Origin of the sequence: Streptomyces misionensis (genome assembly GCF_007896895.1) — a bacterium.
GTDB lineage: Bacteria > Actinomycetota > Actinomycetes > Streptomycetales > Streptomycetaceae > Streptomyces > Streptomyces misionensis_A.
In genome coordinates, this window is record NZ_VOGW01000107.1 from 1 (window position 1) to 24,548 (window position 24,548).

The 24,548-nt window shown below is 71.8% G+C and carries 22 protein-coding genes and 1 pseudogene; 8 read left to right on the plus strand and 15 right to left on the minus strand.

Annotated features, from left to right (window positions below; all coding sequences use genetic code 11):
- The coding region (locus tag FRZ03_RS19095; protein WP_146466381.1) for a beta-N-acetylhexosaminidase at nt 1-1,446 on the plus strand (1,446 nt) is incomplete at its 5' end.
- Between the two features lie 65 nt (nt 1,447-1,511).
- Here FRZ03_RS19095 and FRZ03_RS19100 read toward each other — a convergent pair.
- From FRZ03_RS19100 to tgmA, 7 genes are all read right to left on the minus strand, one after another.
- A complete protein-coding gene (locus tag FRZ03_RS19100) occupies nt 1,512-3,281 on the minus strand; it encodes an IucA/IucC family protein (protein ID WP_146466382.1) in 1,770 nt (589 codons plus the stop codon).
- A gap of 8 nt (nt 3,282-3,289) precedes the next feature.
- Nucleotides 3,290-3,823 (minus strand): GNAT family N-acetyltransferase, encoded by a 534-nt coding sequence (locus FRZ03_RS19105; protein WP_146466383.1) that lies wholly within the window; start codon nt 3,821-3,823, stop codon nt 3,290-3,292.
- Nucleotides 3,820-5,109, minus strand: a complete 1,290-nt coding sequence (locus FRZ03_RS19110) for a lysine N(6)-hydroxylase/L-ornithine N(5)-oxygenase family protein (protein ID WP_146466384.1) — start codon at nt 5,107-5,109, stop codon at nt 3,820-3,822. The genes FRZ03_RS19105 and FRZ03_RS19110 overlap by 4 nt, the downstream gene beginning before the upstream one ends.
- Nucleotides 5,093-6,535, minus strand: coding sequence for a pyridoxal phosphate-dependent decarboxylase family protein (locus FRZ03_RS19115; RefSeq protein ID WP_146466385.1), 1,443 nt, complete (start codon nt 6,533-6,535; stop codon nt 5,093-5,095). The genes FRZ03_RS19110 and FRZ03_RS19115 overlap by 17 nt, the downstream gene beginning before the upstream one ends.
- A 201-nt stretch (nt 6,536-6,736) precedes the next feature.
- Nucleotides 6,737-7,864 (minus strand): ATP-grasp peptide maturase system methyltransferase, encoded by a 1,128-nt coding sequence (gene tgmC, locus FRZ03_RS19120; RefSeq protein WP_146466386.1) that lies wholly within the window; start codon nt 7,862-7,864, stop codon nt 6,737-6,739.
- Nucleotides 7,861-8,826: an ATP-grasp ribosomal peptide maturase gene (gene tgmB / locus FRZ03_RS19125; protein ID WP_146466387.1), complete on the minus strand. Its 966-nt coding sequence runs from the start codon at nt 8,824-8,826 to the stop codon at nt 7,861-7,863. Before tgmB ends, tgmC begins: the two co-directional genes overlap by 4 nt.
- Entirely contained in the window at nt 8,826-9,089 is a 264-nt protein-coding gene (gene tgmA, locus FRZ03_RS19130; RefSeq protein ID WP_146466388.1) for a putative ATP-grasp-modified RiPP, read from the minus strand. The genes tgmB and tgmA overlap by 1 nt, the downstream gene beginning before the upstream one ends.
- 184 nt (nt 9,090-9,273) lie before the next feature.
- Between tgmA and FRZ03_RS19135 the strand changes: the two genes are divergently transcribed.
- Complete coding sequence (locus FRZ03_RS19135) at nt 9,274-10,389, plus strand: helix-turn-helix transcriptional regulator (RefSeq protein ID WP_186785497.1); 1,116 nt, start codon at nt 9,274-9,276, stop codon at nt 10,387-10,389.
- A gap of 13 nt (nt 10,390-10,402) precedes the next feature.
- Nucleotides 10,403-10,987, plus strand: a complete 585-nt coding sequence (locus FRZ03_RS19140) for an HD domain-containing protein (RefSeq protein WP_146466389.1) — start codon at nt 10,403-10,405, stop codon at nt 10,985-10,987.
- A 60-nt stretch (nt 10,988-11,047) separates the two neighbouring features.
- On the opposite strand, the gene FRZ03_RS19145 is transcribed toward FRZ03_RS19140, so the two are convergent.
- Nucleotides 11,048-11,893 carry a siderophore-interacting protein gene (locus FRZ03_RS19145; protein ID WP_146466390.1) on the minus strand — a complete coding sequence of 282 codons (846 nt, stop codon included), beginning with the start codon at nt 11,891-11,893 and terminating at the stop codon, nt 11,048-11,050.
- 52 nt (nt 11,894-11,945) lie between these two features.
- Nucleotides 11,946-12,986: an ABC transporter substrate-binding protein gene (locus FRZ03_RS19150; protein WP_146466391.1), complete on the minus strand. Its 1,041-nt coding sequence runs from the start codon at nt 12,984-12,986 to the stop codon at nt 11,946-11,948.
- A gap of 153 nt (nt 12,987-13,139) precedes the next feature.
- On the opposite strand from FRZ03_RS19150, the gene FRZ03_RS19155 reads away from it, so the two are divergent.
- Nucleotides 13,140-13,322, plus strand: coding sequence for a DUF1737 domain-containing protein (locus FRZ03_RS19155; RefSeq protein WP_146466392.1), 183 nt, complete (start codon nt 13,140-13,142; stop codon nt 13,320-13,322).
- A 94-nt stretch (nt 13,323-13,416) separates the two neighbouring features.
- Here FRZ03_RS19155 and FRZ03_RS19160 read toward each other — a convergent pair whose 3' ends face one another.
- From FRZ03_RS19160 to FRZ03_RS19175, 4 genes are read right to left on the minus strand one after another with little or no spacing between them, the layout of a single operon-like run.
- Complete coding sequence (locus tag FRZ03_RS19160) at nt 13,417-14,577, minus strand: acyl-CoA dehydrogenase family protein (protein WP_146466393.1); 1,161 nt, start codon at nt 14,575-14,577, stop codon at nt 13,417-13,419.
- Nucleotides 14,578-14,582: 5 nt separating this feature from the next.
- Nucleotides 14,583-15,506 (minus strand): hydroxymethylglutaryl-CoA lyase, encoded by a 924-nt coding sequence (locus FRZ03_RS19165; protein ID WP_398660687.1) that lies wholly within the window; start codon nt 15,504-15,506, stop codon nt 14,583-14,585.
- A gap of 17 nt (nt 15,507-15,523) precedes the next feature.
- The gene (locus tag FRZ03_RS19170; RefSeq protein WP_146466395.1) at nt 15,524-17,437 is read right to left on the minus strand and encodes an acetyl/propionyl/methylcrotonyl-CoA carboxylase subunit alpha; all 1,914 of its coding nucleotides are present in this window, start codon (nt 17,435-17,437) and stop codon (nt 15,524-15,526) included.
- Between the two features lie 11 nt (nt 17,438-17,448).
- Nucleotides 17,449-19,065: a carboxyl transferase domain-containing protein gene (locus FRZ03_RS19175; RefSeq protein WP_146466396.1), complete on the minus strand. Its 1,617-nt coding sequence runs from the start codon at nt 19,063-19,065 to the stop codon at nt 17,449-17,451.
- Between the two features lie 97 nt (nt 19,066-19,162).
- Between FRZ03_RS19175 and FRZ03_RS19180 the strand changes: the two genes are divergently transcribed.
- The 4 genes from FRZ03_RS19180 to FRZ03_RS39200 all read left to right on the plus strand — a co-directional run bounded on the left by FRZ03_RS19180 (nt 19,163) and on the right by FRZ03_RS39200 (nt 22,862).
- On the plus strand, nt 19,163-19,762 hold the full coding sequence (locus FRZ03_RS19180; RefSeq protein ID WP_070027405.1) for an SACE_7040 family transcriptional regulator: 600 nt from the start codon (nt 19,163-19,165) through the stop codon (nt 19,760-19,762).
- Between the two features lie 199 nt (nt 19,763-19,961).
- The gene (locus tag FRZ03_RS19185) at nt 19,962-21,119 is read left to right on the plus strand and encodes an acyl-CoA dehydrogenase family protein (RefSeq protein ID WP_146466430.1); all 1,158 of its coding nucleotides are present in this window, start codon (nt 19,962-19,964) and stop codon (nt 21,117-21,119) included.
- Between the two features lie 34 nt (nt 21,120-21,153).
- Nucleotides 21,154-22,020 (plus strand): acyl-CoA thioesterase, encoded by an 867-nt coding sequence (locus FRZ03_RS19190; RefSeq protein WP_146466397.1) that lies wholly within the window; start codon nt 21,154-21,156, stop codon nt 22,018-22,020.
- 464 nt (nt 22,021-22,484) lie between these two features.
- On the plus strand, nt 22,485-22,862 hold the full coding sequence (locus tag FRZ03_RS39200; protein ID WP_186785498.1) for a hypothetical protein: 378 nt from the start codon (nt 22,485-22,487) through the stop codon (nt 22,860-22,862).
- 102 nt (nt 22,863-22,964) lie between these two features.
- Here FRZ03_RS39200 and FRZ03_RS19195 read toward each other — a convergent pair whose 3' ends face one another.
- Together FRZ03_RS19195 and FRZ03_RS19200 are read right to left on the minus strand one after the other, a co-directional pair.
- Entirely contained in the window at nt 22,965-23,756 is a 792-nt protein-coding gene (locus tag FRZ03_RS19195) for a phosphatase (protein WP_146466431.1), read from the minus strand.
- Between the two features lie 76 nt (nt 23,757-23,832).
- Nucleotides 23,833-24,345: pseudogene (locus FRZ03_RS19200) on the minus strand (helix-turn-helix domain-containing protein); the annotation flags it as partial.
- Between the last annotated feature and the right edge of the window lie 203 nt (nt 24,346-24,548).

A 24,548-nucleotide genomic window follows, 5' to 3' on the forward strand; every position in this document is an offset into this window, starting at 1 on the left:
TCCGTCACCCCGGGCGGAGCGCCGTACCGCATCACCCGGGTCACCGCCGTCCAGGTCGACGACTCGGCCGAGGTCCGGCGCGTCGGCGCCTATCTCACCGGGGTCCTGCGGCCCTCCACCGGCTATCCGCTGCCGCTCACCGACCACGGCGGCGGCATCCGCCTCCACCTGGCGAAGAGCGGCCTGGGCGCCGAGGGGTACCGGCTGCACAGCGGCCCCGACGGCGTCACGCTCACCGCGGACACCCCGGCCGGTCTCTTCCACGGTGTGCAGACGCTGCGTCAGCTCCTGCCGGCCGCCGTGGAGAAGAAGACGGTGAGCCGGCAGGACTGGCGGATCGCCGGCGGAACCATCGAGGACCGGCCCCGCTACGCCTACCGCGGCGCCATGCTGGACGTCGCCCGGCACTTCTTCGGCGTCGACCAGGTGAAGCGGTACATCGACGAACTCGCCCTGTACAAGGTCGACGAGCTGCATCTGCACCTCAGCGACGACCAGGGCTGGCGCATCGCCGTCGACTCCTGGCCGCGCCTGTCGAGCTACGGCGGCGCCACCGAGGTCGGCGGCGGCAAGGGCGGCTACTACACCAAGGCGCAGTACCGGCAGATCGTCTCCTACGCCGCCTCCCGCTATGTGGAGGTCGTCCCGGAGATCGACATGCCCGGCCACACCAACGCGGCCCTCGCCTCCTACGCCAAGCTCAACTGCGACGGCGTGGCACCCCCGCGCTACACCGGCACCAGCGTCGGCTTCAGCTCGCTGTGCGCCTCCAAGGACGTCACCTACGCCTTCGCCGACGACGTGGTGCGGGAGCTGGCCGCGCTCACCCCGGGCCGCTATCTGCACATCGGCGGCGACGAGGCGCACTCCACCAGCCACGCCGACTACGTGACGTTCATGGACCGGGTGCAGCCGATCGTCGCCAAGTACGGCAAGACGGTCATCGGCTGGCACCAGCTCACCGGCGCCCACCCCGCCAAGGGCGCCCTCGCCCAGTACTGGGGCCTGGACCGCACCGGCGCGGCCGAGAAGGACCAGGTGGCGCAGGCCGCCCGCAACGGCACGGGGCTGATCCTGTCCCCGGCCGACCGGGTCTACCTCGACATGAAGTACACCAAGGACACCAAGCTCGGCCTCACCTGGGCGGGCCTGGTCGAGGTGCGCAGGTCGTACGACTGGGACCCGGGCGCCTATCTGCCGGGCGCGCCGGCGTCCGCGGTCAGGGGCGTGGAGGCGCCCCTGTGGTCGGAGACCCTGAAGACGTCCGCCGACATCGAGTACATGGCCTTCCCGCGGCTGCCGGGCGCGGCCGAACTGGGCTGGTCGCCGGCGGCCACCCACGACTGGGGCACCTACAAGGTGCGCCTGGCCGCGCAGGCCCCGCGCTGGGACGCCCTCGGCATCCGCTACTACAGGTCGCCGCAGGTGCCCTGGCCCACGAGCTGAGCCGGAGACCCGAACGGGCGCCCCGCAGGACCGTACTCCGGGGCGCCCGCCCGTCCCAGGGGCCTTCAGAACCCGGCGAGGGGGTTCCTCAGGGTGCCCACCAGCTGGAGCGCTCCCGACGGGTCGGCGAGGTCCACCATCTGCCGGTTGTCGCGCAGCTGGAGCCGGTTGAGGCAGGACAGCGCGAACTCGGGGGCGAAGAGGTCGTACCGCCGGAACCGGTCGGCGAGCCGGGGGTTCGCCTCCTGGTACTCGCGGGAGACCTCCGCGACCGTCCGCCAGAACCCGTCCTCGGTGAGGACGCCCTCGGCGGCGAGGCTCGCCGCGAGGAAGCGGAAGAAGCAGTCGAAGACGTCGGTGAAGACCGACAGCAGCTTCTGGTCCTCCGGGACGTCCGCCCGCACCCGTGCCACCTCCGGCGGCAGCGGCGTGTCCGGGTCCATCACCACGATCTCCTCGGCGATGTCCTTGTACACGGCCCGCCGCACGACCCCGTCCCTCAGCACCAGGACGGTGTTCTCGCCGTGCGGCATGAACGCCAGGCCGTAGGCGTAGAAGCTGTGCAGCAGCGGGACGTAGTACGCCCGCAGGTACGCCCGCAGCCACTCGGCCGGGGCCAGCCCGGACCGCTCGATCAGGGCGCCCGCGAAGGACGCGCCCTCGTGGTCCACGTGCAGCAGGGAGGCCATGGTGGCGAGCGACTCGCCCTCCTGGAGGGAGGGCACCGGGCTCTCCCGCCACAGCGCGGCCAGCATCTTGCGGTAGGGGGAGTGGCGGCCGGTGGCCCGCTCGTACTCCAGGTGCCGGTAGCCGACGGCGGCCCGCTCCCGGATGATCGTCAGGCCGGTGCCCTTCAGCACCGGGTCGTCCTCGATCAGCCGGGCGAGCCAGTCGTTGATGGCCGGGGTGGCCTCCATGTAGGCGGCCGAGAGCCCGCGCATGAAGCCCATGTTGAGCACGGACAGGGCCGTCTTCACATAGTGCTTGTGCGGGTCGGTGGTGTTGAAGAAGGTCCGGATGGACTGCTGGGCCAGGTACTCGTCGTCGCCCTCGCCGAGGCAGACGAGGTGGCGCCGGGCGACCTCCGCCGCGAAGGTGACCGACAGCTTGTTCCACCACTGCCAGGGGTGGACCGGCAGGAAGAGGTAGTCGGCGGGGTCCAGGCCCTGTCCGGTCAGCGTCCGGTGGAACCGCTCGACGGTCGCCGCGCCCAGCTCGCCCCGGACGAAGCCCTCGTACTCGATCCCGGCCCCCGCCGTGAACGCGGCCCGCGAGCGGTGCGCGGCCAGCCACACCAGGCGGACGGGGTGCGCGGTCTCCGGGGCGTACGACAGGTACTCGTCGGCGCCGAACCCGAGCCGCCCGTTGTTGGCGACGAAGCAGGGGTGGCCCTCGGTCATCCCCGTCTCGATCGCCTGGAAGCCGCTCGCGGCCAGCTCGGCCGAGGTGACGCGGGGCTTGGTGAGCTTGTAGCAGGTGCCGGCCAGGGTGGAGGAGATCTCCTCCAGGTAGACCGGCAGTATCTCGTCGCTCAGCCCCAGGGACCCCTTCAGCTCGATGAAGAAGTCCAGTGCGGCCAGCGGGAGTTCGCGGCCGTCGCGGTGGCGGGTGATCGAGCCGGCGTCGACCTGCCAGTGGTCCAGGGCACGGCGCACGGCGGTGAACCGGTACGCGGTGAGCCCGTCGTCGGTGCGGACGACGTACCCGCCGCCGTCCTCCTCGGGCGTGATCAGGCGCTCGTGCGCGAACTCGGCGAGCGCCTTGCGGATCAGCAGCCGGTTGGCGGTGGCCCAGCGCTCGGGGGACAGGTGGGCCACGGCGTCGGCGGGGGGCATCGGGCGGGTCATCGGGCCACCGCCCGGGCGAACCGCTCGCGGGTGCAGAAGCTCAGCAGGGCCCGCTTCTCCGGCTTGCGGATCTCCCGCTCGGCCACGAACCCGACGGCCGCGTTGAGCGCGTGCACCGCCGTGTTGCGCACATCCGGCTCGACGACGACGCGCCGCACCGCCGGGTCCTCGAACAGCCGGGTCATGACGGCGGTGATGACGGCGCGGGTGAAGCCGTGCTCGGGCGTGTCGGTCGGCGGGGTCAGGAAGTGCATCCCGACGTCACCGGGCCGCGCCTCGTAGAGGCCGGCCAGTTCCCGGTGCGCCGGGTCGTACTTCTCCATGAGGAAGGCGGGCCGCCCGCCGCGCAGCCCGAGGAGGGCCTCCTGGTGCTCGTCGGCGGCTATCTCCGTGTACACGCGCTCGATGTCCGCCGGCCGTGCGTCTTGCATCATCCAGAAGGCGGCCTTGGGGTGGGTGATCCAGGAATGCAGCAACCCGGCGTCCGCCCGCGGATCGACGGGACGGAAGCCGAAGGGGATGTCGGTCATACGGCGAACTCCTGGAAGGCGATGGACTTCTCGACCGGGTAGTGCTCGCCGCCGAGCAGTTCGCGGATGATGGTCGCGTTGCGGTACGGGCCCATGCCCAGGTCGGGGCTGGTGATGCTGTGGGTGTGGACGCCGGCGTTCTGGAGGAAGACGCCGCGTCCGGTGACGTCGATGCTGTAGTTGCGGGCGACGTCGAAGCGGCCGTGGCCGTCGAAGCGCAGACGGTCGCGGAGCGGGGCGAGGAAGGCCGGCGGCTCGTAGTGGTAGCCGGTGGCCAGCACCAGGCCCTCGCTGCGGATCTCGAAGTCCTTGCCCTGCTCGTCCTGGCGGAAGCCGAGGGTGTAGCTCCCGTCGTCGTAACGGGCGCTCACCAGCGAGGAGTTGGTGAGCAGCCGGGTCGGCAGCGGCCGGTCCCCGCTCGTCACGTCCTTCTGGTACAGCAGGTCGAAGATCGCGTCGATCAGCTCCGAGTTGATGCCCTTGAACAGGCCCTTCTGCTGCTTCTCCAGCCGGTAGCGGGTCTCCTCGGGCAGCGCGCGGAAGTAGTCGATGTAGTCCGGGGAGGTCATCTCCAGCGTCAGCTTGGTGTACTCCAGCGGGAAGAACCGCGGGGAGCGGGTGACCCAGTTGAGCTGGTAGCCGTGGACGTCGATCTCGGACAGCAGCTCGTGGTAGATCTCCGCCGCGCTCTGTCCGCTGCCGACGACCGTGATGGACCTCTTCTCGCGCAGCTCCGCCTTGCGGTGCATGTACGCGGAGGTGTGCAGCAGGTCCCCGCCGAGGTCCCGGCAGGCCTCCGGGAGGTACGGCACGGTGCCCGTGCCGAGGACCAGGTGGCGGGCGCGGAACGTCTCCCCGGCCTCGGTGCGGACGAGGTACAGCTCGCCCTCCTCGTCGTACGACACCTCGGTGACCGTCGTGCCGAACCGGACGCTGCCCAGCTTGCCCGCGGCCCAGCGGCAGTAGTCGTCGTACTCCACCCGCAGCGGATAGAAGTTCTCGCGGATGTAGAAGGAGTAGAGCCTGCCCTTCTCCTTCAGGTAGTTGAGGAAGGAGTACGGCGAGGTCGGGTCGGCCAGGGTGACCAGGTCCGACATGAACGGGGTCTGGAGGTGGGCGCCGTCCAGGAACATCCCGGCGTGCCACTCGAAGCCGGGCTTGGACTCCAGGAAGACGGCGTCCAGCGCGTCGATCGGCTCGGTGAGGCAGGCGAGACCGAGGTTGAAGGGGCCGAGACCGATCCCCACGAGGTCGTGGATGCGGCTGGCTTCAGGAAGCGCGGTCAAGGGATTCTCCCAGGTACTGCTCGGCGTGGCCGGCGATCAGTTCGAGGACGGCGGCGATGTCGGCCGGGGTCGTCTCGGGGTTGAGGAGGGTGAACTTCAGGTAGTGGCGGCCGCCGACCTTGGTGCCCGCGACCACGGCCTCGCCGGAGTCGAACAGGGCTTTGCGGGCGTGGAGGTTGGCGCGGTCGATCTCGGCCGGGTCGGTGACGGCGGCCGGGACGAAGCGGAAGACCAGGGTGGACAGGGACGGCTCGACCACCACGTGGAACCGGGGATCGGCGGCCAGCAGCCGCCACCCCGAAACGGCCAGGTCGCAGACCTCGTCGAAGAGTTCGCCGATACCGTCGGCACCCATGGTGCGCAGGGTCAGCCACAGCTTGAGGGCGTCGAACCGGCGGGTCGTCTGGAGGGACTTGTCGACCTGGTTGGGGATGCGCTCGCGCACCATGCGGCGCGGGTTGAGGTAGTCGGCGTGGTAGGTGGCGTGCCGCAGCGTGGCGCCGTCGCGTACCAGCACGGCGGACGAACTCACCGGCTGGAAGAAGGACTTGTGGTAGTCGACGGTGACCGAGTCGGCGCGCTCGATGCCGTCGATGCGGTGCCGGTACTTCCGGGAGGCGAGCAGCCCGCAGCCGTAGGCCGCGTCCACGTGCAGCCACACCCCGTACCGCTCGCACAGCCCGGCGATCTCGGGCAGCGGGTCGATGGAGCCGAAGTCGGTGGTGCCGGCGGTGGCGACGACCGCCATGGGCACCAGGCCCTCACCGCGGCAGCGCTCCAGCTCGCGGGCGAGGGCGACGGTCCGCATCCGCTTGTCGCGGTCGACGGGCACGGTGACGACCGCGTCCTCGCCGAGCCCCAGCAGTTTCGCCGACTTCTGCACGCTGAAGTGGCCGATCTCCGAGGCGAGGACGCGCAGTCTCGCCGGGTCGTGGCTCTTGGCCTCCTCCCGCGCCAGCAGCAGCGCCTGGAGGTTGGACTGGGAGCCGCCGGACGTGAAGACGCCGTCCGCGGCCGGCCCGAGCCCGATCCGCCCGGCCGTCCAGTCGATCAGCTTGCGCTCGATGAGGGTGCCGCCGGCCGACTGGTCCCAGGTGTCCAGCGAGGAGTTGACCGCGGAGAGCACCGCCTCGCCGAGCACCGCCGGGATGACGACCGGGCAGTTGAGGTGGGCGAGGTAGCGGGGGTGGTGGAAGTAGACCGCGTCCTTCAGGTAGACCTCCTCCAGCTCGTCCAGGACGGCGGCGGTGTCGCCGAGCGGCCGGTCGAGGTCGACGGCGTCGATCCGGGGGGCGAGTTCGTCCACGGCGACGCCGGTGAACGGCCGCTCGACGGCGACGAGTTTCTCCGCCACCCGCTCGACTCCTTCGGACACGGAGCGGCGGTAGTGCTCCGCGGTGAGGCCGTTGAGCAGGTGGGAGCGCATGGGGGTGTCCTCCGGTGCGGTGGATTCGACTGAGGTTAGCCTAACCTAACTTTCCTGGATCAGGGCATACGTCTGCGCGGGCGACGGCCATGAACGAGGACGGCGGATGCCTTGCTCACCGGACACCGGAGTGGGCGAGCACCGACCGGAGTTCAGCGGTGCCCGCCCGTGCCCGGAAGTCGGGCGGCCGGTCCTGAGGGCTCACACGGGCAGGTTCCAGCAGGGTCCGGTGGTGTCGCCGAGCCAGACGCGTTGCGAGCCGTCGCCTTCCACGGTCATGCCGAAGGCGGGCATCGCGGGCGCCCCGGCTTCCTGCCAGGTCGTGAGGGCTTCCTCGACGGCGTCCCACAGACGGAGGGGGCCGTGCTGGTGCACGAGCCACCCGTGCCCGTCGGGCTCCGTCCATGCCTGCGAGCCGGTGGCGACGTCCACGAGGGACACGCCGTCGCCGATGGTCATGAGTTCGGCGGAGGGCGCGGCGAGTTGGGCGACGAAGCGCCCGGACCACTCGTTCAGGAGACAGGGGTCCAGGCGTGCCGGTCGAGTCTGCCCCGGCTGCTGGTGGAAGGTGGGCCGGGGCGGTCGCTCGTGCGGGCGGGCGAGCATGAAACCGATCTCGTCGCCTGCGAAGCGGCCCGATGCCGTGCCGTCCTCGGCGACGGTGAGCCGGACCAGCCCGGAACCCAGCATCCATCCGCTGATCGTGGTGGTGATGCTTCCTCCCGGCCGGACCTGATACAGCCAGGACGGTGGAATGTGCCGGACCGCGCAGGTGGCCACGATCGCGTCATAGTCGGCGGCGTCCCGGTGGCCGGCGAGCCCGTCGCCGGTGACGAGCGTCGGAGCGCAGCCGACGGCACGAAGGTGTTCGGCCGCAGTGGCGGCGATCCGGGGGTCGTACTCGACCGAGTACACGTTCTTCTCGCCGAGCCGGTGGCAGAGAACGGCCGTGGAGTAACCGGTTCCGGTGCCGATCTCCAGGACCGTGTCGCCCTCGCGGAGGCCTGCCAGATCGGGCAGGCGGACGACCAGCGACGGCAGTGTGCCGGACGAGGTCGGCTTGCCGGGCAGCGGGCCCTGGGCCTGCGCCGCGCCGATGCCGTCCACCTGCGTGACCCAGGTGGTGTCCTCGTACACAAGGCGGAGCCATGCGTCGTCACCCACTGTCCGACGGGAGACCGGCTGCCACCCGGTCTGGGACGGGCGGAACACGACGTCGTCCAGGAACTGTTCCCGGGGGACGGCCGCCACTGCGTCCCGCCAGGCGGGGTCCTCGACGGACAACGACGAGGCGAGTGCGCGGCGAAGCCGGGCCGGATCGGCGGTCATGCCTTGCCTCCATCCTGGAGCTGATCGGCGATGGCGGAGGTGAGCAGGGAGGTGATGCGGTCCGGGAACCAGGCCCATTGCCCGTTGGGGTTGCACTCGAACCAATGCCATCGGCCTTCCCGGTCCAGGCCGAAGTCGAACGCGCCGAAGACCAGGCCGAACGCGCTCAGATAGGCATGTACCCCGCGCGCCACCTCGGGCGGGACGTCGATCAGGTCGTAGGTGAGCCGGTCGTAGTGGCGCCGCCAGTCGACACCGGGGGACCCGTCGATCCTGACGGCGGTCAACTGCTCGCCGACGGCGGTCAGACGGACGTCGGCGACCTTGGGCACACGCTGCTGGAACAGGTGCGCCGTGTGTCGTACCCGGTCGTCGAGCTGGTCGGTCAGGACGTCCTCGATCCACACGGTCAGCGCACGGCCGTCAGCGCCGGTGAACTCCGTCTCGCGCAACGGCTTGTACAGCACGGGGCCGTGGTCGTCCGCGAAGGCGCGAGCCTGGTCGGCATCGTTCGTGATCAGGGTCGGCGGCACGGCGAGCCCGCAGCGGGCAGCCATGGCCAACTGTGCCGGTTTGTACTCGGCGTCCCGGTTCCGCCAGGGATGGTTCACGTAATGCGCGCCGGGGAGCGCCGCAAGAGTTCCGCCGAGCCCGTAGCGGGCCTCTTCCACGGCCCACCGGGTGGTCTGCTCGTCCATCGCGAGATCCGCGGTGTAAGGGGTGGGCCGCCGCCAATACACCGAGCGCACGCCGTCCAGGTCGACGGTCCGGGTCTGCGTGGCCACGACCCCGCAGACCCCGCAGCTGTGGAAGGCCGCGCCGAAGGTCACCGTGTCGGGGAAGTCCCCTGGGTCCAGGCGCATCACCGGCACGCGGCGCCGATTCAGCTCGGTGATCACCTCGTCGGCCGTGGCGTCGTCCAAGCGGGTGACGACGAGGACCGGCGGCCCGCCCGCGGCCATCAGTCGCTGTCTCCGGCCTGGTCGCTGCCCTGGTCCGGAGTCCCGTCCAGACTGGTCTGCGTACTTGTCTCCTTCGACGTCTCGGACCGCCTGTGCCGGTCCATCGCCAGCACCGGCACATCGTCCGGTGCCGACCAGTCAGCCGTCTGGGTCTCGGCGTTCAGAACCATGCTCGCGGCCGGCAGAACCGCCGTGGCGGGAAACGGCCGCATGCGGCCGACTCCCCAAGGGGTGATCCGATCGCCTCGCACGAAGGTGTCCATCGGTCCTCTTCTCCCCAACCAGGTCAACCAACAAGTGGTGAGTGTGAAGAACAGAGCCCATGCGGTCGCGGCCTCCCCATAGGCTCGGTTCAGGGACACCCACGACCGTAGGAAGTCAGGGGGCGTCCCTGAAGTGACCGCGAGTACGGGTGGGGTGTCCAGGGCCGCCCGGATTGGACCTCCCATGCGGCCTACCGCTCGGCAAACCCTGACGGCTGGTACGAGTACGGCTCAGCGGCCTCGTTGCGGGCTGCTCAGCGGCTACGTCCTTCGAGTGATCCGCGAGCAGCAGGGCCGTACTCAGGAAGAGGCCGCCGATCACCTGAAGGTGGCCACGGACACGATCGCCGGGTGGGAGACCGGTCGGCGCCCCCTGACGGCCGTGCCCGTGGGCCAGCTGCTCGGCCTTCGGCACCGGCTGATGCGGATGGGCGCCTCGCCCGCGCTGCTGCACGCCCTCGCACGTGCCGTGGAGGCGGACGTCCTCCTCGCCTCCGCCCTCGATGAGGAGGCCCCCATCGAGGAGAACTCGCTCGGTGTGATGGTCATGCGCCGTGAGCTGGCCGAGGTGCTGGTCTGGCCGCTCAACGGCGTACCGCCGCGTACGGTCCGCGCGCTGCCGGCACCCGTCCGGCCGCGGCGAGGCCCGGCACCGCCCGGCCCCGAACTGACCGCGAGCGAGCGGCGCACGTTCTTTGCGCAGATGCGCCGCACCGCCGAACAGGCGCGCGGACCCGGGCAGTTCCTCTTACGGCGCCAAGCCCTCTACCTGTCGGGGTACGACCAGCAGCCCGACGCCTCGGACTGGCTCGCGCACCAGCAGCGCACCGAACGCCCTGACGACTGGTTGACGGGGTGGCTGAACGAGCGCAGCGTCGCCGCCGTGGCGGCGCGCCGGGGAGACCGTGACCGGATGGCCTACTTCATCGACACCGCGCTCCAGGACGACGAGGCCGGCGAGGCGGCGAACCTCGCCTATTGGGCCTACTGGATCGGCGAGACGAACGTTCCCCAGTTGTCGGACGACTTCATCGCGGGCGACTCCCTCGGCCCGTGGAACGGGGGCCGACTCCTCACCCACCTCGTCGAGGGCATCGCCCCCGAGCACGGTTACGTGGATCTCAACATCCACTCCGTGTGGTCGCTGCTCCAGGTGCGCCCGGACCTGCTGCGGTCGGGCGCCGCGGCCCGCGCCCTGCGCGCACGTCTACCGGTGATGTTGGATGGCCGGGAACTCTCGTCACGTGGCAGGCGGGAGCTGGAGAGCATTCGCTACGCAATCCGCCTCGCCGAGGCGTGAGAGGAGACCAGAGGTGTCCGACGACCTTTCTCCGGTGGCAAAGTTCCTGTTCGAAGCCGGGACGCTCAAGCACACGGCGCGCACCGGGTGGTGGATGGCAGGCGTACGCCGGCCCGAGACCGTGGCCGAACACTCCTGGCGGACCTCGCTGATCGCCTCGATCATCGCGCGGATGGAAGGCGCCGACCCGGCCCGCGCCGCGCTCCTCGCGGTCTGGCACGACACCGGCGAGACTCGGACCGGTGACGTCAACCATCTCGGCAAGAAGTACACCGACGGGGAAGCCGACCCGCGGACCATCGCCGGGGACCAGGTCGCCGGCATGCCTGCGGCCGTCGCCGACGCGGTGAAGGAGATCATCGGCGCGTACGAGGCCCGGGACACCCCGGAAGCCGTCTGCGCCCGGGACGCCGACAAACTGGAATGCATGATCCAGGGGATCGAGTACCGAGACCAGGGCTACGCGAACGCACAGCGCTGGATCGACAACTCGCGCGGCCGGATCACGACCACGTCCGGACAGGCGCTCGCGGACGCCGTGCTGGCGACCGGCTCCCTCGACTGGCTGCGCGCGGCCCTCGGCGAGGATCAGCGCTGACTGGGCCCCCGACGGTTTCCCGGCGGGCCGGTACCGGACCGCCCAGGGAACAGGTGCGGACTACTCGCCCGCCTCCCGCAGCTGTTCCTCCGTCAGGCCCCGGCGCCAGTAGCCGACGAAGGTCACCCGGCGCCGGTCCACGCCGCGTTCCCCGACGAAGTGGCGGCGCAGTGCCTTCACCTGTCCGGACTCGCCGGCGAGCCACACGTAGGGACGGGTGGCTTCGGTCAGGGGGGCCTCCCGGAGTGCGGTGAGCGGGTCGGGGGAGCCCGCCGTGCGCACCAGCCAGGTGATCTGCGCGTCGGCGTCCGTGCGCACGTCCTGGACGTCGCCGGCGTGCGGCACCTGGAGCCAGGCGCGGACGGGGGTGCCGGCGGGGAGGGATTCGAGGATCGCGGTCGCGGCCGGCACGGCGGTCTCGTCGCCCCACATCACCACCAGGTCGGTGTCCTCGGGCGGCCGGAACCGGATCGACCGGTTGTCGGCGACCACCGGGCCGAGCAGCAGCACCCGGTCGCCGGGCGCGGCACCCGCGGCCCACCGGGAAGCGGGACCCGCGGGCGCCGGGGCCCCCGGCTCCGTGCCGTGCAGCGCGAAGTCGATGTCGACCTCGTCCGGGTCCCGGCGCAGGGCCCGCAGGGTGTACGAGCGCATCACGGCCCGCACGTCCTGCGGCAACTCCCGCCACCGCCGGGCCCAGTCGTCGTCCAGGTCGAGCGGTACGACGGGCTCGGTCTGCCCCGGGCGGGGCAGGAACAGGGAGAGCGACTGGTCGCGCCCGTCGGAGTGGAAGGCGTGCAGTGCGGCGTCGGTGAAGGTGACCCGGACGAGTGTCGGCCCGAGCCGCCGCGTCCGCGCGACCTGGAGGGGGAAGAGCCGGAAGGGGGAGGCGACGGCTGTGGTCATGAACGGGCTCCTGAAGGGGTGGTGTCAGGGCGGGGTTGGGCGGGGTGCCGGTTCAGCCGGCCTTCTTCGCCTTCTCCAGCGCCTCGGCCAGGCTGGTCAGCAGGGGCACGCACTTGTCGTACGACAGGATCGGCTCGGGGGAGCGGGGGATCACCTGACCCGCCTTCACCGCGGGCAGCTTCTTCCAGGTCGGCTTGGTGATGTCCGCGGGCTGGATGGCCGAGGTCCGGTCGTCCATCATGATGATGTCGGCCTGGTACTTGTCGACGTTCTCCCAGCTCAGCGACTCGTACCAGCCGCCGCCCTGCTTCTTCGCGCTCTCCGGCGGCTCCACGAAGTTCACCCCGAGCGCCTTGAAGTACTCCAGGTCGATGGAGAGGTTGGTGCCGGAGACGTAGAAGAGCTGGTCGCTCGCGCTCGCGGCCATCACCTTGATCTCGGGCCTGGCCTTGGCGGCGGCGCGCAACCGGGCCGCGGCCTGCTCGAACCGCTTCTTCGCGTCGGTGACCTTCGGCGCCTTCATGTCGGCGCCGAGCGACGCCGCGAGGTCCCACATCCGCTGGAGGGGGCCGGTGAGCTGATGGTCGTAGACGGAGATGCCGACGCTCGGGGCGAGCGCGCCGATCTTCTTCGCGGACTCCTCCGGGACGTACCAGAGGGTGCCGGCGTCGTCGAACATGGTGGTGATCAGCACGTCCGGGGCGAGGGCGGCGTACTTCTCGATGTTGAACTGCCCCCAGGCGTTGCCGAGGACGGTCACCTTGCTGACGTCCATGTCGCCGGCCTGCACATCCGGCTTGCCGTCCTTGGTCGTCGTGGGACCGAAGACGCCCTTGACCCGGACGCCGTAGTCGTGGAGCGCGGCGCCGACGCCGGTGAAGGCGACGATGTTCGCCGGGACCCGGTCCAGCTTCACGGTCGTGCCGCGGTCGTCCTTGAAGGACCAGGGGCCGGACTTCCCGGTGGCCGCCGGCCCGCCGCTGCCTTTGCCCTTGTCGTCCCCGCAGGCCGCGAGGGCGGCGCCGAGTCCTATGGCGCCGCCCGCGGCGAGCAGGCCGCGGCGAGTGGGGTGGATGGCACGGGCATGGGACATGGGTATGACCGCTTTCGAACGGGGCGCAGCGCCCGCCGGACAAGTGCAAAGGTAGGTTAGCCTAACCTTCCTTGCTGTCCAGGGGGCGGTGTGCCGGACGGCCTCCCGTGGCCGCTGGAGGCGGGAGCGGTCCCGCCTGGCATCCTGTGGTCCATGAGCGCACCCCCCGACGGCCTGCCCGTCTACCGCGTCCTGACCGGTCCGGACGACGCCGCCTTCTGCCGCCGGGTGAGCGAGGCCCTCGCCCTCGGCTACGAACCGCACGAGGGGCCCGCCGTCACCTTCGACGGCGAACGCGTCATCGTCGCGCAGGCGTTGCTGTGGCCGTCGCGCTGACATGAGGTGACACGGGAAAGGCCGCGCGGCCCGGGTGGCGGTCAGGTCGCTCACCCGGGCCGCGCGGCCCGTTCCGCTCGGGCGCCGGCGCCCGTCAGCTCACCAGCCCCAACTCCCGTGCGATCAGCATCCGCTGGACCTCGCTCGTGCCCTCGCCGATCTCCAGGATCTTGGAGTCGCGCCACATCCGGGCGACCGGGTACTCGTTCATGAAGCCGTAGCCGCCGTGGATCTGGGTGGCGTCGCGGGCGTTGTCGACGGCGATGGTGGAGGAGTAGAGCTTGGCCAGGGCCGCCTCCTTCTTGAAGGGCTCGCCGCAGACCAGGCGGGAGGCGGCGTCGCGCCAGGCGAGGCGGGCCGTGTGGGCCTTCATCTCCATGTCGGCGATCTTGAACTGGATGGCCTGGTTGGCGCTGATGGGCCGGCCGAACGCGTGCCGCTCCTTGGCGTACTTCACCGACTCGTCCACACAGCCCTGGGCGAGGCCCGTGGCGAGGGCGGCGATGGCGATGCGGCCCTCGTCCAGGATGCGCAGGAACTGGGCGTAGCCGCGGCCCTCCTGGCCGACCAGGTTGGCGGCGGGCACCCGGACGTCCACGAAGGAGAGTTCGCGGGTGTCCGAGGCGTTCCAGCCGACCTTGGAGTAGGGCGCGGCCACTGTGAAGCCCGGGGTGCCGGACGGGACGATGATCGAGGAGATGAGCGGCTTGCCGTCCGGCTTGCGGCCGGTGACCGCGGTGACCGTCACCAGCCCGGTGATGTCCGTGCCCGAGTTGGTGATGAAGCACTTGGAACCGTTGATGACCCATTCGTCGGTGTCCGGGTCCAGCCGGGCCGTGGTACGGGTCCCGCCCGCGTCGCTGCCGCCGTCCGGCTCGGTTAGGCCGAAGGCGCCGAGCATCTCGCCCGAGCACAGCCGGGGCAGCCACTCGCGCTTCTGCTCCTCGGTGCCGAAGAGGTGGATCGGCATGGCGCCGAGCGAGACCCCGGCCTCCAGGGTGATGGCCACCGAGGAGTCCACCCGGGCCAGCTCCTCCAGGGCGATGCCGAGCGCCAGGTAGTCGCCGCCCATGCCGCCGTACTCCTCCGGGAACGGCAGCCCGAACAGGCCCATGCGGCCCATCTCGCGGACGATCTCGTACGGGAACTCGTGCCGCTCGTAGAAGTCGCCGATCTTCGGTGCCACGACGTCGTGCGCGAACTCCTCGACCGTACGGCGGAGTTCCTCCAGCTCGGGGCTGAGGCGGTGGTCCATGCTGATCACTGTTCCTTGTGGGAGAGAGCGCGGACGGTACGGGAGGGGCTGGGCCGGTCGAGGTGGGCGGCCATCCACACGCTGGTGGCGGTCAGCCGGGCGAGGTCGACGCCGGTCTCGATACCGAGCCCGTGCAGCATCCAGACCAGGTCCTCGGTGGCGAGGTTGCCGGTCGCGGACTTGGCGTACGGGCAGCCGCCGAGCCCGCCGGCCGACGCGTCGACGGTGGTCACGCCGTGCTCCAGCGCCGCGTAGGTGTTGGCGAGGGCCTGCCCGTAGGTGTCGTGGAAGTGCACGCCGATCTCGTCGGTCGGTACGCCCTCCTCGTTGAGCAGATTGAGGAGTTCCTGCACATGGCCGGGGGTGGCCACGCCGATGGTGTCGCCGAGGCTCAGCTCGTCGCAGCCCATGTCCCGCAGTGCGGTGCAGACGCGGGCCACCTGGTGCAGCGGCACCGCGCCCTCCCAGGGGTCGCCGAAGCACATGGAGACGTAGCCGCGCACGTGCGCGCCCGCGTCCTTGGCCTCGCGCACCACCGGCTCGAACACCGAGAGGGACTCGTCCACCGTGCGGTTGAGGTTGGCCTTGGCGAAGGACTCGGTGGCACTGGCGAAGACCGCGATCCGGTCGGCGCCCAGGGCCAGCGCCCGCTCCAGGCCGCGCCGGTTGGGGACGAGGACGGGCAGCGCGACCCCGGACAGGTCCCGCACCCGCGGGAACAGCTCCTCCGCGTCGGCGAGCTGGGGCACCCACTTTGGGTGCACGAAGCTCGTCGCCTCCACGGTCGTCAGACCCGCGTCGGCCAGCCGGCGGATGAACTCCGCCTTCACCTCGGTCGGTACGGCGATCTTCTCGTTCTGGAGCCCGTCGCGCGCCCCGACCTCGTGGATCCGCACCCGGGCGGGCAGGTCCGGGGCCGGTACGACCATGGGCAGTTGCTCGGTGCTCACTCCGCCTCCTCCGTCGGTGCGATGACGGCCAGCACCTGGTCCATGGCGACCGTGGTGCCCGGCGTCACGTCCAGCTCGGCGACCGTGCCCGCGTGCGGGGCGGAGATGACGTGCTCCATCTTCATCGCCTCCACCACCAGCAGGCTCTGACCGGCGGTCACCTCGTCGCCCACGGCGACCTTGACGACCGTCACCGTGCCGGGCATCGGGGCGGTCAGCGAGTCGGCGCCCGCGTGCGCGGCCTGGGACAGGGAGTCGGCCACCGGGTCGTGGTCGCGCACCTGCCAGGCGTCGCCGTCCCGGCCCAGCCAGTCGCCGGCGCGGTGGAAGCCGTGCCGGACGCCGTCGAGGGTGACGGTCACCGCGGTGTCGGTGACCTCGGCGGTGCCGCGCGGGGTGTACGTCACCGGCTCCTGCACCCGCAGGGGGAAGGCGGGGGGCTTCGGGGTGCCGCCCAGGCGCCAGCCGTCGGGCACGGAGAAGGGGTCGGTCCAGCCCGCGCCGCGCGGCTTGAGCGCGTCGAGGCGTACGGCCGCCGCCGCCTCGTAGACCTCCTCCGGCACCCGGGTGGTGACCAGTTCGTCCACGACCCGCTCCACCAGGCCGGTGTCCAGCTCGCCCGCCACCACGGCCGGCAGGCCCAGCAGCCGGCGCAGGAAGCCCGCGTTGGTCGGCACGCCCAGCGTGACCGTCTCCGCGAGCGCCGCCCGGAGCCTGCGCAGCGCCGTCTCGCGGTCGGGGCCGTACGCGATCACCTTGGAGAGCATCGGGTCGTACAGGCTGCCCACCTCCGTGCCCTCGCTGAGGCCGGAGTCGGTGCGCACGCCGTCGCCCTGCGGCTCGTTCAGCAGCAGGACCGTGCCGCCGGAGGGGAGGAAGCCGCGGGCGGGGTCCTCGGCGCAGATGCGGGCCTCCACCGCGTGCCCGGTCAGCCGGACGTCCTCCTGGGCGAAGCCCAGCGGCTCGCCGGCCGCCACCCGCAGCTGCCACTCGACCAGGTCGAGGCCGGTCACCAGTTCGGTGACGGGGTGCTCCACCTGGAGCCGGGTGTTCATCTCCATGAAGTAGTACGACGACGGGTCGTTGCCCGGCACGATGAACTCCACCGTGCCCGCGCCCCGGTACCCGCACGAGCGCGCCGCCTGCACGGCGGCCTCGCCCATCGCCGCCCGCGTGGCCTCGTCGAGGAGGACGCTCGGCGCCTCCTCGATGATCTTCTGGTGCCGTCGCTGGAGCGAGCACTCGCGCTCGCCGAGGTGGACCACCTGGCCGTGGCCGTCGGCCAGCACCTGGATCTCGATGTGCCGGGGCCGGTCGATCCACCGCTCCACCAGCAGGGTGTCGTCGCCGAAGGAGGCGCGGGCCTCGCGCCGGGCGGCGGCGATCTCCTCGTCCAGCACCGACAGGTCCCGCACCAGGCGCATGCCCTTGCCGCCGCCGCCCGCCGACGGCTTCAGCAACACGGGGGCGCCCAACTGGCGGGCGGCGTCGGCCAGTTCGGGGTCGCGCCCGCCGGGGACCACCGGCACCCCGGCCGCCTGCACCGTCTCCTTGGCGCGGATCTTGTCGCCCATGAGCGCGATGGCGTCTGCCGACGGGCCGATGAAGACCAGGCCCGCCTCCTCGCAGGCCCGCGCGAAGGCGGCGTTCTCGGCGAGGAAGCCGTAGCCGGGGTGGACGGCCTGCGCGCCGGTGCGGGCGGCGGCCTCCAGCAGCCGCTCCACCGACAGATAGCTCTCGGCCGCGGGCGCCGGGCCGATCCGTACCGCCGTGTCGGCCTCCCGGACGTGCCGCGCGTCGGCGTCGGCGTCGGAGAAGACCGCCACCGAGCGCACGCCCAGCGAGCGGAGCGTACGGATGACCCGTACCGCGATCTCGCCCCGGTTGGCGACCAGCACTGTGTCGAACACGGTTCCCCTCCTCACATCCGGAAGACGCCGAACTGGGGATCTCCCAGCGGCGCGTTGGCGCAGGCCGTCAGGGCGAGCCCGAGCACCTGGCGGGTCTCCATCGGGTCGATCACGCCGTCGTCCCACAGGCGGGCGGTGGCGTAGTACGCGCTGCCCTGCGTCTCGTACTGGGCGCGGATCGGCGCCTTGAAGGTCTCCTCGTCCTCCGCGGACCAGGACTCGCCGCGGGCCTCCAGCTGGTCGCGCTTGACCGTGGCGAGGACGCTGGCGGCCTGCTCGCCGCCCATGACGGAGATCTTGGCGTTGGGCCACATCCACAGGAAGCGGGGGGAGTAGGCCCGGCCGCACATCGAGTAGTTGCCCGCGCCGTAGGAGCCGCCGACGACGACGGTCAGCTTGGGCACGCGGGTGCAGGCCACCGCCGTCACCATCTTGGCGCCGTGCTTGGCGATGCCGCCCGCCTCGTAGTCCTTGCCGACCATGAAGCCGGAGATGTTCTGGAGGAACACCAGCGGGATGCCGCGCTGGTCGCACAGCTCGATGAAGTGGGCGCCCTTCTGGGCGGACTCGGAGAAGAGGATGCCGTTGTTGGCGACGATGCCCACCGGGTGGCCGTGGATGCGGGCGAAGCCGGTGACCAGCGTCTGGCCGTACTCGCTCTTGAACTCGGCGAACCGGGAGCCGTCGACCACGCGCGCGATGATCTCGCGGACGTCGTAGGGGGTGCGGGAGTCGACCGGGACCGCGCCGTACAGCCCGGCCGGGTCCACCTTCGGCTCGACGGCCGGCGCGACCTCCCAGGGCAGCGAGCGCCGGGCCGGGAGGGTGGAGACGATGGTGCGGACGATCCGCAGGGCGTGCGCGTCGTCCTCCGCGAGGTGGTCGGTGACGCCGGAGACCCGGGAGTGGACCTCGCCGCCGCCCAGCTCCTCGGCCGTGACCACCTCGCCGGTGGCCGCCTTCACCAGCGGGGGGCCGCCCAGGAAGATGGTGCCCTGGTTGCGGACGATGACCGCCTCGTCGCTCATCGCCGGGACGTACGCGCCGCCCGCGGTGCAGGAGCCGAGCACGGCCGCGATCTGCGGGATGCCCGCGCCGGACATCCGGGCCTGGTTGTAGAAGATCCGCCCGAAGTGCTCGCGGTCCGGGAACACCTCGTCCTGCATCGGCAGGAAGGCGCCGCCGGAGTCGACCAGGTAGACGCAGGGCAGCCGGTTGTCGAGGGCCACCTCCTGGGCGCGCAGGTGCTTCTTCACCGTCATCGGGTAGTACGTGCCGCCCTTGACGGTGGCGTCGTTGGCGACGATCACGCACTCGCGTCCGCTGACCCGGCCGATCCCGGCGATCACCCCGGCGGCCGGCGCCTGGCCGTCGTACATCCCCTCGGCCGCCAGCGGGGCCAGCTCCAGGAAGGGCGAGCCCGGGTCGAGCAGTGTGTCGACCCTGTCCCTGGGCAGCAGCTTGCCGCGCGCGGTGTGCCGGGCCCGCGCCCGACCACCGCCGCCGAGCGCCGCCGCGGCCAGCTTGCCGCGCAACTCCTCGACGAGTGCGAGATGGGCCTCTTCATTGGCCCGCCAGGCCTCCGACGCGGGGTCTGCCGCGCTCCGGAGCTCCGGTGCCTCCTGCATCCTGCGGTCCCCTCACCCGGTGCTCGAACCGGTTAATGAGCGTTAACCATTTCCTTCAGGTTAACGACCGCTAACCTCGCTGTCTAGAATTGTCTTCATGGCTCCCAGAACCGACGCCCCGACCCGCCGCGAGCAGATCCTGAAGGAGGCCGCCCGGCTGTTCGCCGAGCGGGGCTTCCACGGCGTCGGCGTGGACGAGATAGGAGCGGCGGTCGGCATCAGTGGCCCCGGTCTCTACCGCCACTTCCCGGGCAAGGACGCGATGCTCGCCGAGCTGCTGGTGGGCATCAGCGGCCAGCTGCTGACCGGCGCCCGGCGGCGGCTCGCGGAGGCCGACGGCGACCTGGGCGCCCCGGCGGTCCTGGACTCCCTGATCGAGGGCCACATCGACTTCGCGCTGGACGACCGGCCGCTGATCACCCTGCACGACCGCGAGCTGGACCGGCTGCGCGACAGCGACCGCAAGCTGGTGCGCCAGCTCCAGCGGCAGTACGTCGAGCTGTGGGTGGAGGTGGTCCGCGAGGTCTATCCGGCGCTGACCGAGCCCACCGCCCGCTCGGCCGTCCACTCGGTCTTCGGCCTGCTCAACTCCACCCCCCACCTGGGTCGCGCCGGCACCCTCCCGGGCCGCGGCGCCACGGCGGCGCTGCTGCACCGGATGGCCCGCGGGGCGTTCGCCGCCGCCGGCGCCGCGTAGCGTCCCTTCCCCCCTCGCGGGGCGGCGTTCCTCCAAAGGGAAGCGGCACTCCTCCCCGGGAAGCGGAATTCCTCCCCGGCGTGACGAGCGTTACGACCGGCCACCCCTGGACGGGCCACCTACCCGCCGGTACGCTCCAATGAGCAAGCGCTTAGACATGCACTTTTCCGGCATGCCGAGGTACGTGGAGGTGGGCGGCGTGCGCCGTACGGTGTTCAACGAGGATCACGAGGCGTTCCGGGAGACCCTGCGCGCCTTCATCGAGGCCGAGGTCGTACCGGTGTACGACGAGTGGTTCGCGGCCGGCCAGGCGCCGCGCGACTTCTACTACAAGCTCGGAGAGCTGGGCATCTTCGGCATCAACGTCCCCGAGGAGTTCGGCGGCGCGGGCCTGGACAGCCACAAGTTCGAGGCCGTCCTCTACGAGGAGACCGCCCGCGCGGGCGTCCAGTTCGGCGGCTCCGGCGTGCACGTGCTGCTCGCCCTGCCGTACATCAAGATGCTCGCCACCGAGGACCAGAAGAAGCGCTACCTGCCGAAGTTCGTCACCGGCGAGGAGATGTGGGCCATCGCGATGACGGAGCCGGGCACCGGTTCCGACCTCGCGGGCATGAAGTCCACCGCCAGGCTGAGCGAGGACGGCACGCACTACGTCCTCAACGGCGCCAAGACCTTCATCACCGGCGGCGTGCACGCCGACCGCGTGATCGTGTGCGCCCGGACCTCCGCGCCCACCGCCGAGGACCGCCGCCACGGCATCTCGCTGTTCGCCGTGGACACCAAGTCCGAGGGCTACTCCGTCGGCCGCAAGCTGGACAAGCTCGGCCTGAAGACCTCGGACACCGCCGAGCTGGCCTTCGTGGACGTCAAGGTCCCGGTCGAGGACCTGCTCGGCGAGGAGAACAAGGGATTCTACTACCTCGGCCACAACCTGGCCTCCGAGCGCTGGGGCATCGCCTTCGGCGCCTACGCGCAGGCCAAGGCCGCCGTCCGGTTCGCCAAGCAGTACGTCCAGGAGCGCACCGTCTTCGGCAAGCCGGTCGCGCACTTCCAGAACACCAAGTTCGAGCTGGCCGCCTGCCAGGCCGAGGTGGACGCCGCCGAGGCCGTCGCCGACCGCGCCACCGAGGCCCTGGACGCGGGCGAGCTGACCCCCGCCGAGGCCGCCTCCGCCAAGCTGTTCTGCACCGAGGTGGCGCACCGGGTCATCGACCGCTGCCTCCAGCTGCACGGCGGCTACGGCTACATGAACGAGTACCCGATCGCCCGCCTCTACGCGGACAACCGCGTCAACCGCATCTACGGCGGCACCAGCGAGATCATGAAGACGATCATCGCCAAGGACATGGGCCTGTAAGCCCGGCCCCGCACCGGCCGGTGGACCAGAAACCATGAGCCAGGCACTCGAAGACCTCCTCGATCTGCTCGACCTGGAGCGGATCGAGGAGGACATCTTCCGCGGCCGGTCGCGCTCCGCCGTCGTGCCCCGCGTCTTCGGCGGGCAGGTCGCGGCGCAGGCGCTGGTCGCCGCCGGGCGGACGGTCCCCGCGGACCGGCCCGCCCACTCCCTGCACGCCTACTTCCTGCGCCCCGGCGACCCCGGCGCGCCCATCGTGTACACCGTCGACCGCATCCGCGACGGCCGGTCGTTCACGACCCGCCGGGTGGTCGCCGTCCAGCACGGCAAGCCGATCTTCCATCTCTCCGCGTCCTTCCAGACGTACGAGGAGGGCCTCGACCACCAGGCGCCGATGCCGTCCGCGCCGGACCCGGCGACCCTGCCCACCTCCCAGGAGCGGCTGCGCGGCTACGGCCATCTCGCGCCCGACGTGGTGGAGCGCTTCCTGGAGGCCCGCGAGGCGGTCGACCTCAGGTACGTGGACGAGCCGCCGTTCGGGAAGTTCGGCGAGCCGCGCGAGCCGCACAGCCAGGTGTGGTTCCGCACCAACGGCAAACTGGGCGACGACCCCCTGCTGCACGTCGTCCTCGCCACCTACGTCTCCGACATGACGCTGCTCGACTCCGTGCTGCTCGCGCACGGCCGCGGCGGCTGGGCCGTCGGCGACGTGGTCGGCGCCTCGCTGGACCACGCGATGTGGTTCCACCGCCCCTTCCGCGCCGACGAATGGCTGCTCTACGACCAGGAGTCGCCGTCCGCGCACGGCGGCCGCGGCCTGGGCCAGGCCCGCATCCACACCCAGGACGGCCGCCTCGCCATCACGGTGATCCAGGAGGGCGTGGTCCGGGTCCCGCGCTGACGTTCGCCGGGCGTCGGTCTCCTGAGGTGCCAAGTGGCGGATGGGGTACTAGGCTCTTTGAGTGAAAGGCCGCACGTGCTCGGCATGCGCGGTCGGCGAGGTCAGGGGACACCTCGATCTCAGCCGCGGTACCTGACGGCGCGACAGCGTCCGGGCGGACCGCAGGCGTCGGCCGTATCGACGTGCCGCACATGATCCAGCGGTGACATCCGAAGACCGTGCCGCACTTTTCCTTTGTGTGCGGCGGCGGCCATCCACCTCGCGCGTTCCCGAAACGGAGCCGTGAGAGACGATGGAACGGAAGGTATCTCCTATGCGAGCACAACGCACGAGGCGTCTCTTCGCCCTGTCCGCAGCCGGTGTCATGCTGGCCGGTGGAGCCGCGCTCAGCGCAGCGAGCACTGCCTCGGCGTCGACGTTCGACCACCCCACCACCAGTTCGATCAGCAGGGTCGACGACAACGGTGGCGGCGATCACGGCGGACGCGGCGGTGACCACGGCGGACGCGGCGGCGACCGCGGCGGTGACCACGGCGGACGCGGCGGCGACCGCGGCGGTGACCACGGTGGACGCGGCGGCGACCGCGGCGGTGACCACGGTGGACGCGGCGGCGACCGCGGCGGTGACCGCGGTGGACGCGGCGGCTACGACAACGGTGGACGCGGCGGCGACCACGGCGGACGCGGTGGTGACCACGGCGGACGCGGTGGTGACCACGGCGGCGGCGGTCACGGTGGCGGCGGTCACGGTGGCGGCGGCCACGGCGGCGGCGGCCATGGCGGCGGCGGTCACGGTGGCGGCGGTCACGGTGGTGGCGGCGGCCGCTGAGCCCCCCTCATGACGGAATGCGGTGTGCGGTCCCGCTCGCGGGGCCGCACATCCTGCTGTCCGGGCATCCCCTGCCCGGACACCCTTGTGAACAGGGCCGGTTGGGGCTCCGTCCCTACTGGTCCAGACCGGCCGCGGTGAGCAGATACGCGGTCATCGGGTCGTAGTGGCGCGGGCTGGTCACATGGTCGTCCAGCGGCACCGCGACCTGGAGGGTGCCCTCCGACTCGGCGAGGAAGAGCGCCGGGTCGTTGCAGTCCGCGTACCCGACCGAGTCCAGGCCGTGCTGACCGGCGTACCCGGCCCAGCCGTGATCGGCGACCACCAGGTCGGGCAGCGGCCGGCCGGCCCGCTCAAGTCCCGTGAGAACGGCCCGCATCGGCTCCCCGGAATGGGTGTGCCACAGGGTGGCCCCGTGCTCCAGGACGGCCACGTCCGCGAACTGCATGACGTACCCCTCGTCGGTCCCCAGCCCGTCCGGGATGACGACGATCTCGCAGCCGGCGGCGCGCAGCGCGGCGGCCGTGGCCCGGTGCACGTCCAGCAGCCCGCCCGGGTGCCCGGTGGCGAACAGCACCCGCTGGTGCCCCTCGGCCGCCTTGCGCAGCCGCGCGGCCAGCCGGTCCAGGGCGTCCACGGTCAGCTCCGGGTCGATGGTGTCCTGGCCGTACCGGTACTCGGGGTCGTCGTTGACCCCCACCCGCTCGGCCATCACCGCGAGCACGTCCTGCTCGTCCGCCCAGCGGTCGCCCAGTTCCAGGCCGAGCCAGAAGTTGCGGTCGCCGTTGGCCAGGAGGCGGTAGTGGGAGAGATTGTTCTCGCGGGGCGTGGCGACGTCCCCCGCGATACGGGTCCTCACCAGGTGGTCGACGAGCTGGGCGCGGCTGGGTGTCCCGGATATCGGCATGCCTCCCATTGTGGGGCAGCCCGGCTCGGGCGGCCCGGGGGTTCCGTCCGCTGGGACGGGGGTCACGCCCGAGCCCTCAGCGGTGCCGCAGCGCGAACCACAACTCCATCCGCACGTCCGCGTCGTCCAGGTCGGTGTCCAGCAGCAGGGCGCAGCGGGCGATGCGTTGCCGCACGGTGTTGCGGTGCACACCCAGGGCCACCGCGGTGCGGTCCCAACTGCCGTGCAGCGAGAGCCAGGCGCGCAGGGTGTCGAGCAGTGCGGGCCGCGGGGCGAGCGGCGCGAGCAGGGCGCGGGCGTGGGCCCGCGCCTCCGCCTCGGGCACCAGCTCGGCCAGTCCGCTCCGGGTGCCGTGCCGGACCAGCGGGGCGCGGGTGGCGCGGGCGCGGGCCAGGGCGCGGGCCGCCTGGGCGTCGGCGGCCGGCCACGCGTCCGGCGCCGCGGGCGCGCTGACCCCGAGCGTCCAGCCGGGCACCGGACCGGGCTCCCGGCCGGCGGGCACGAGGACACGTACGACCTCGTCGGCGACATCGACCAGCGGGGACCCCAGGGCGGCCCCGAGCGCGGAGGCGGCGAGGGCGGCGGGGGCGGTGCGCGGGATGGGCAGGAGCAGCTGACCGAGAGCAGGGGAGGGGAGGTGCGCGGCGCGCGGAAGCGGTTCAGGCGGGCCGGGGCGCAGTCGTACGTCTTCGTCGCCGGCGGCAGCGGCATCACCCCGGTGCTGCCGATGCTGCGCGCGCTGCCGGCGCACGCCGAGTGGCGGCTGCTGTACTGCGGGCGGACGCGGGCCTC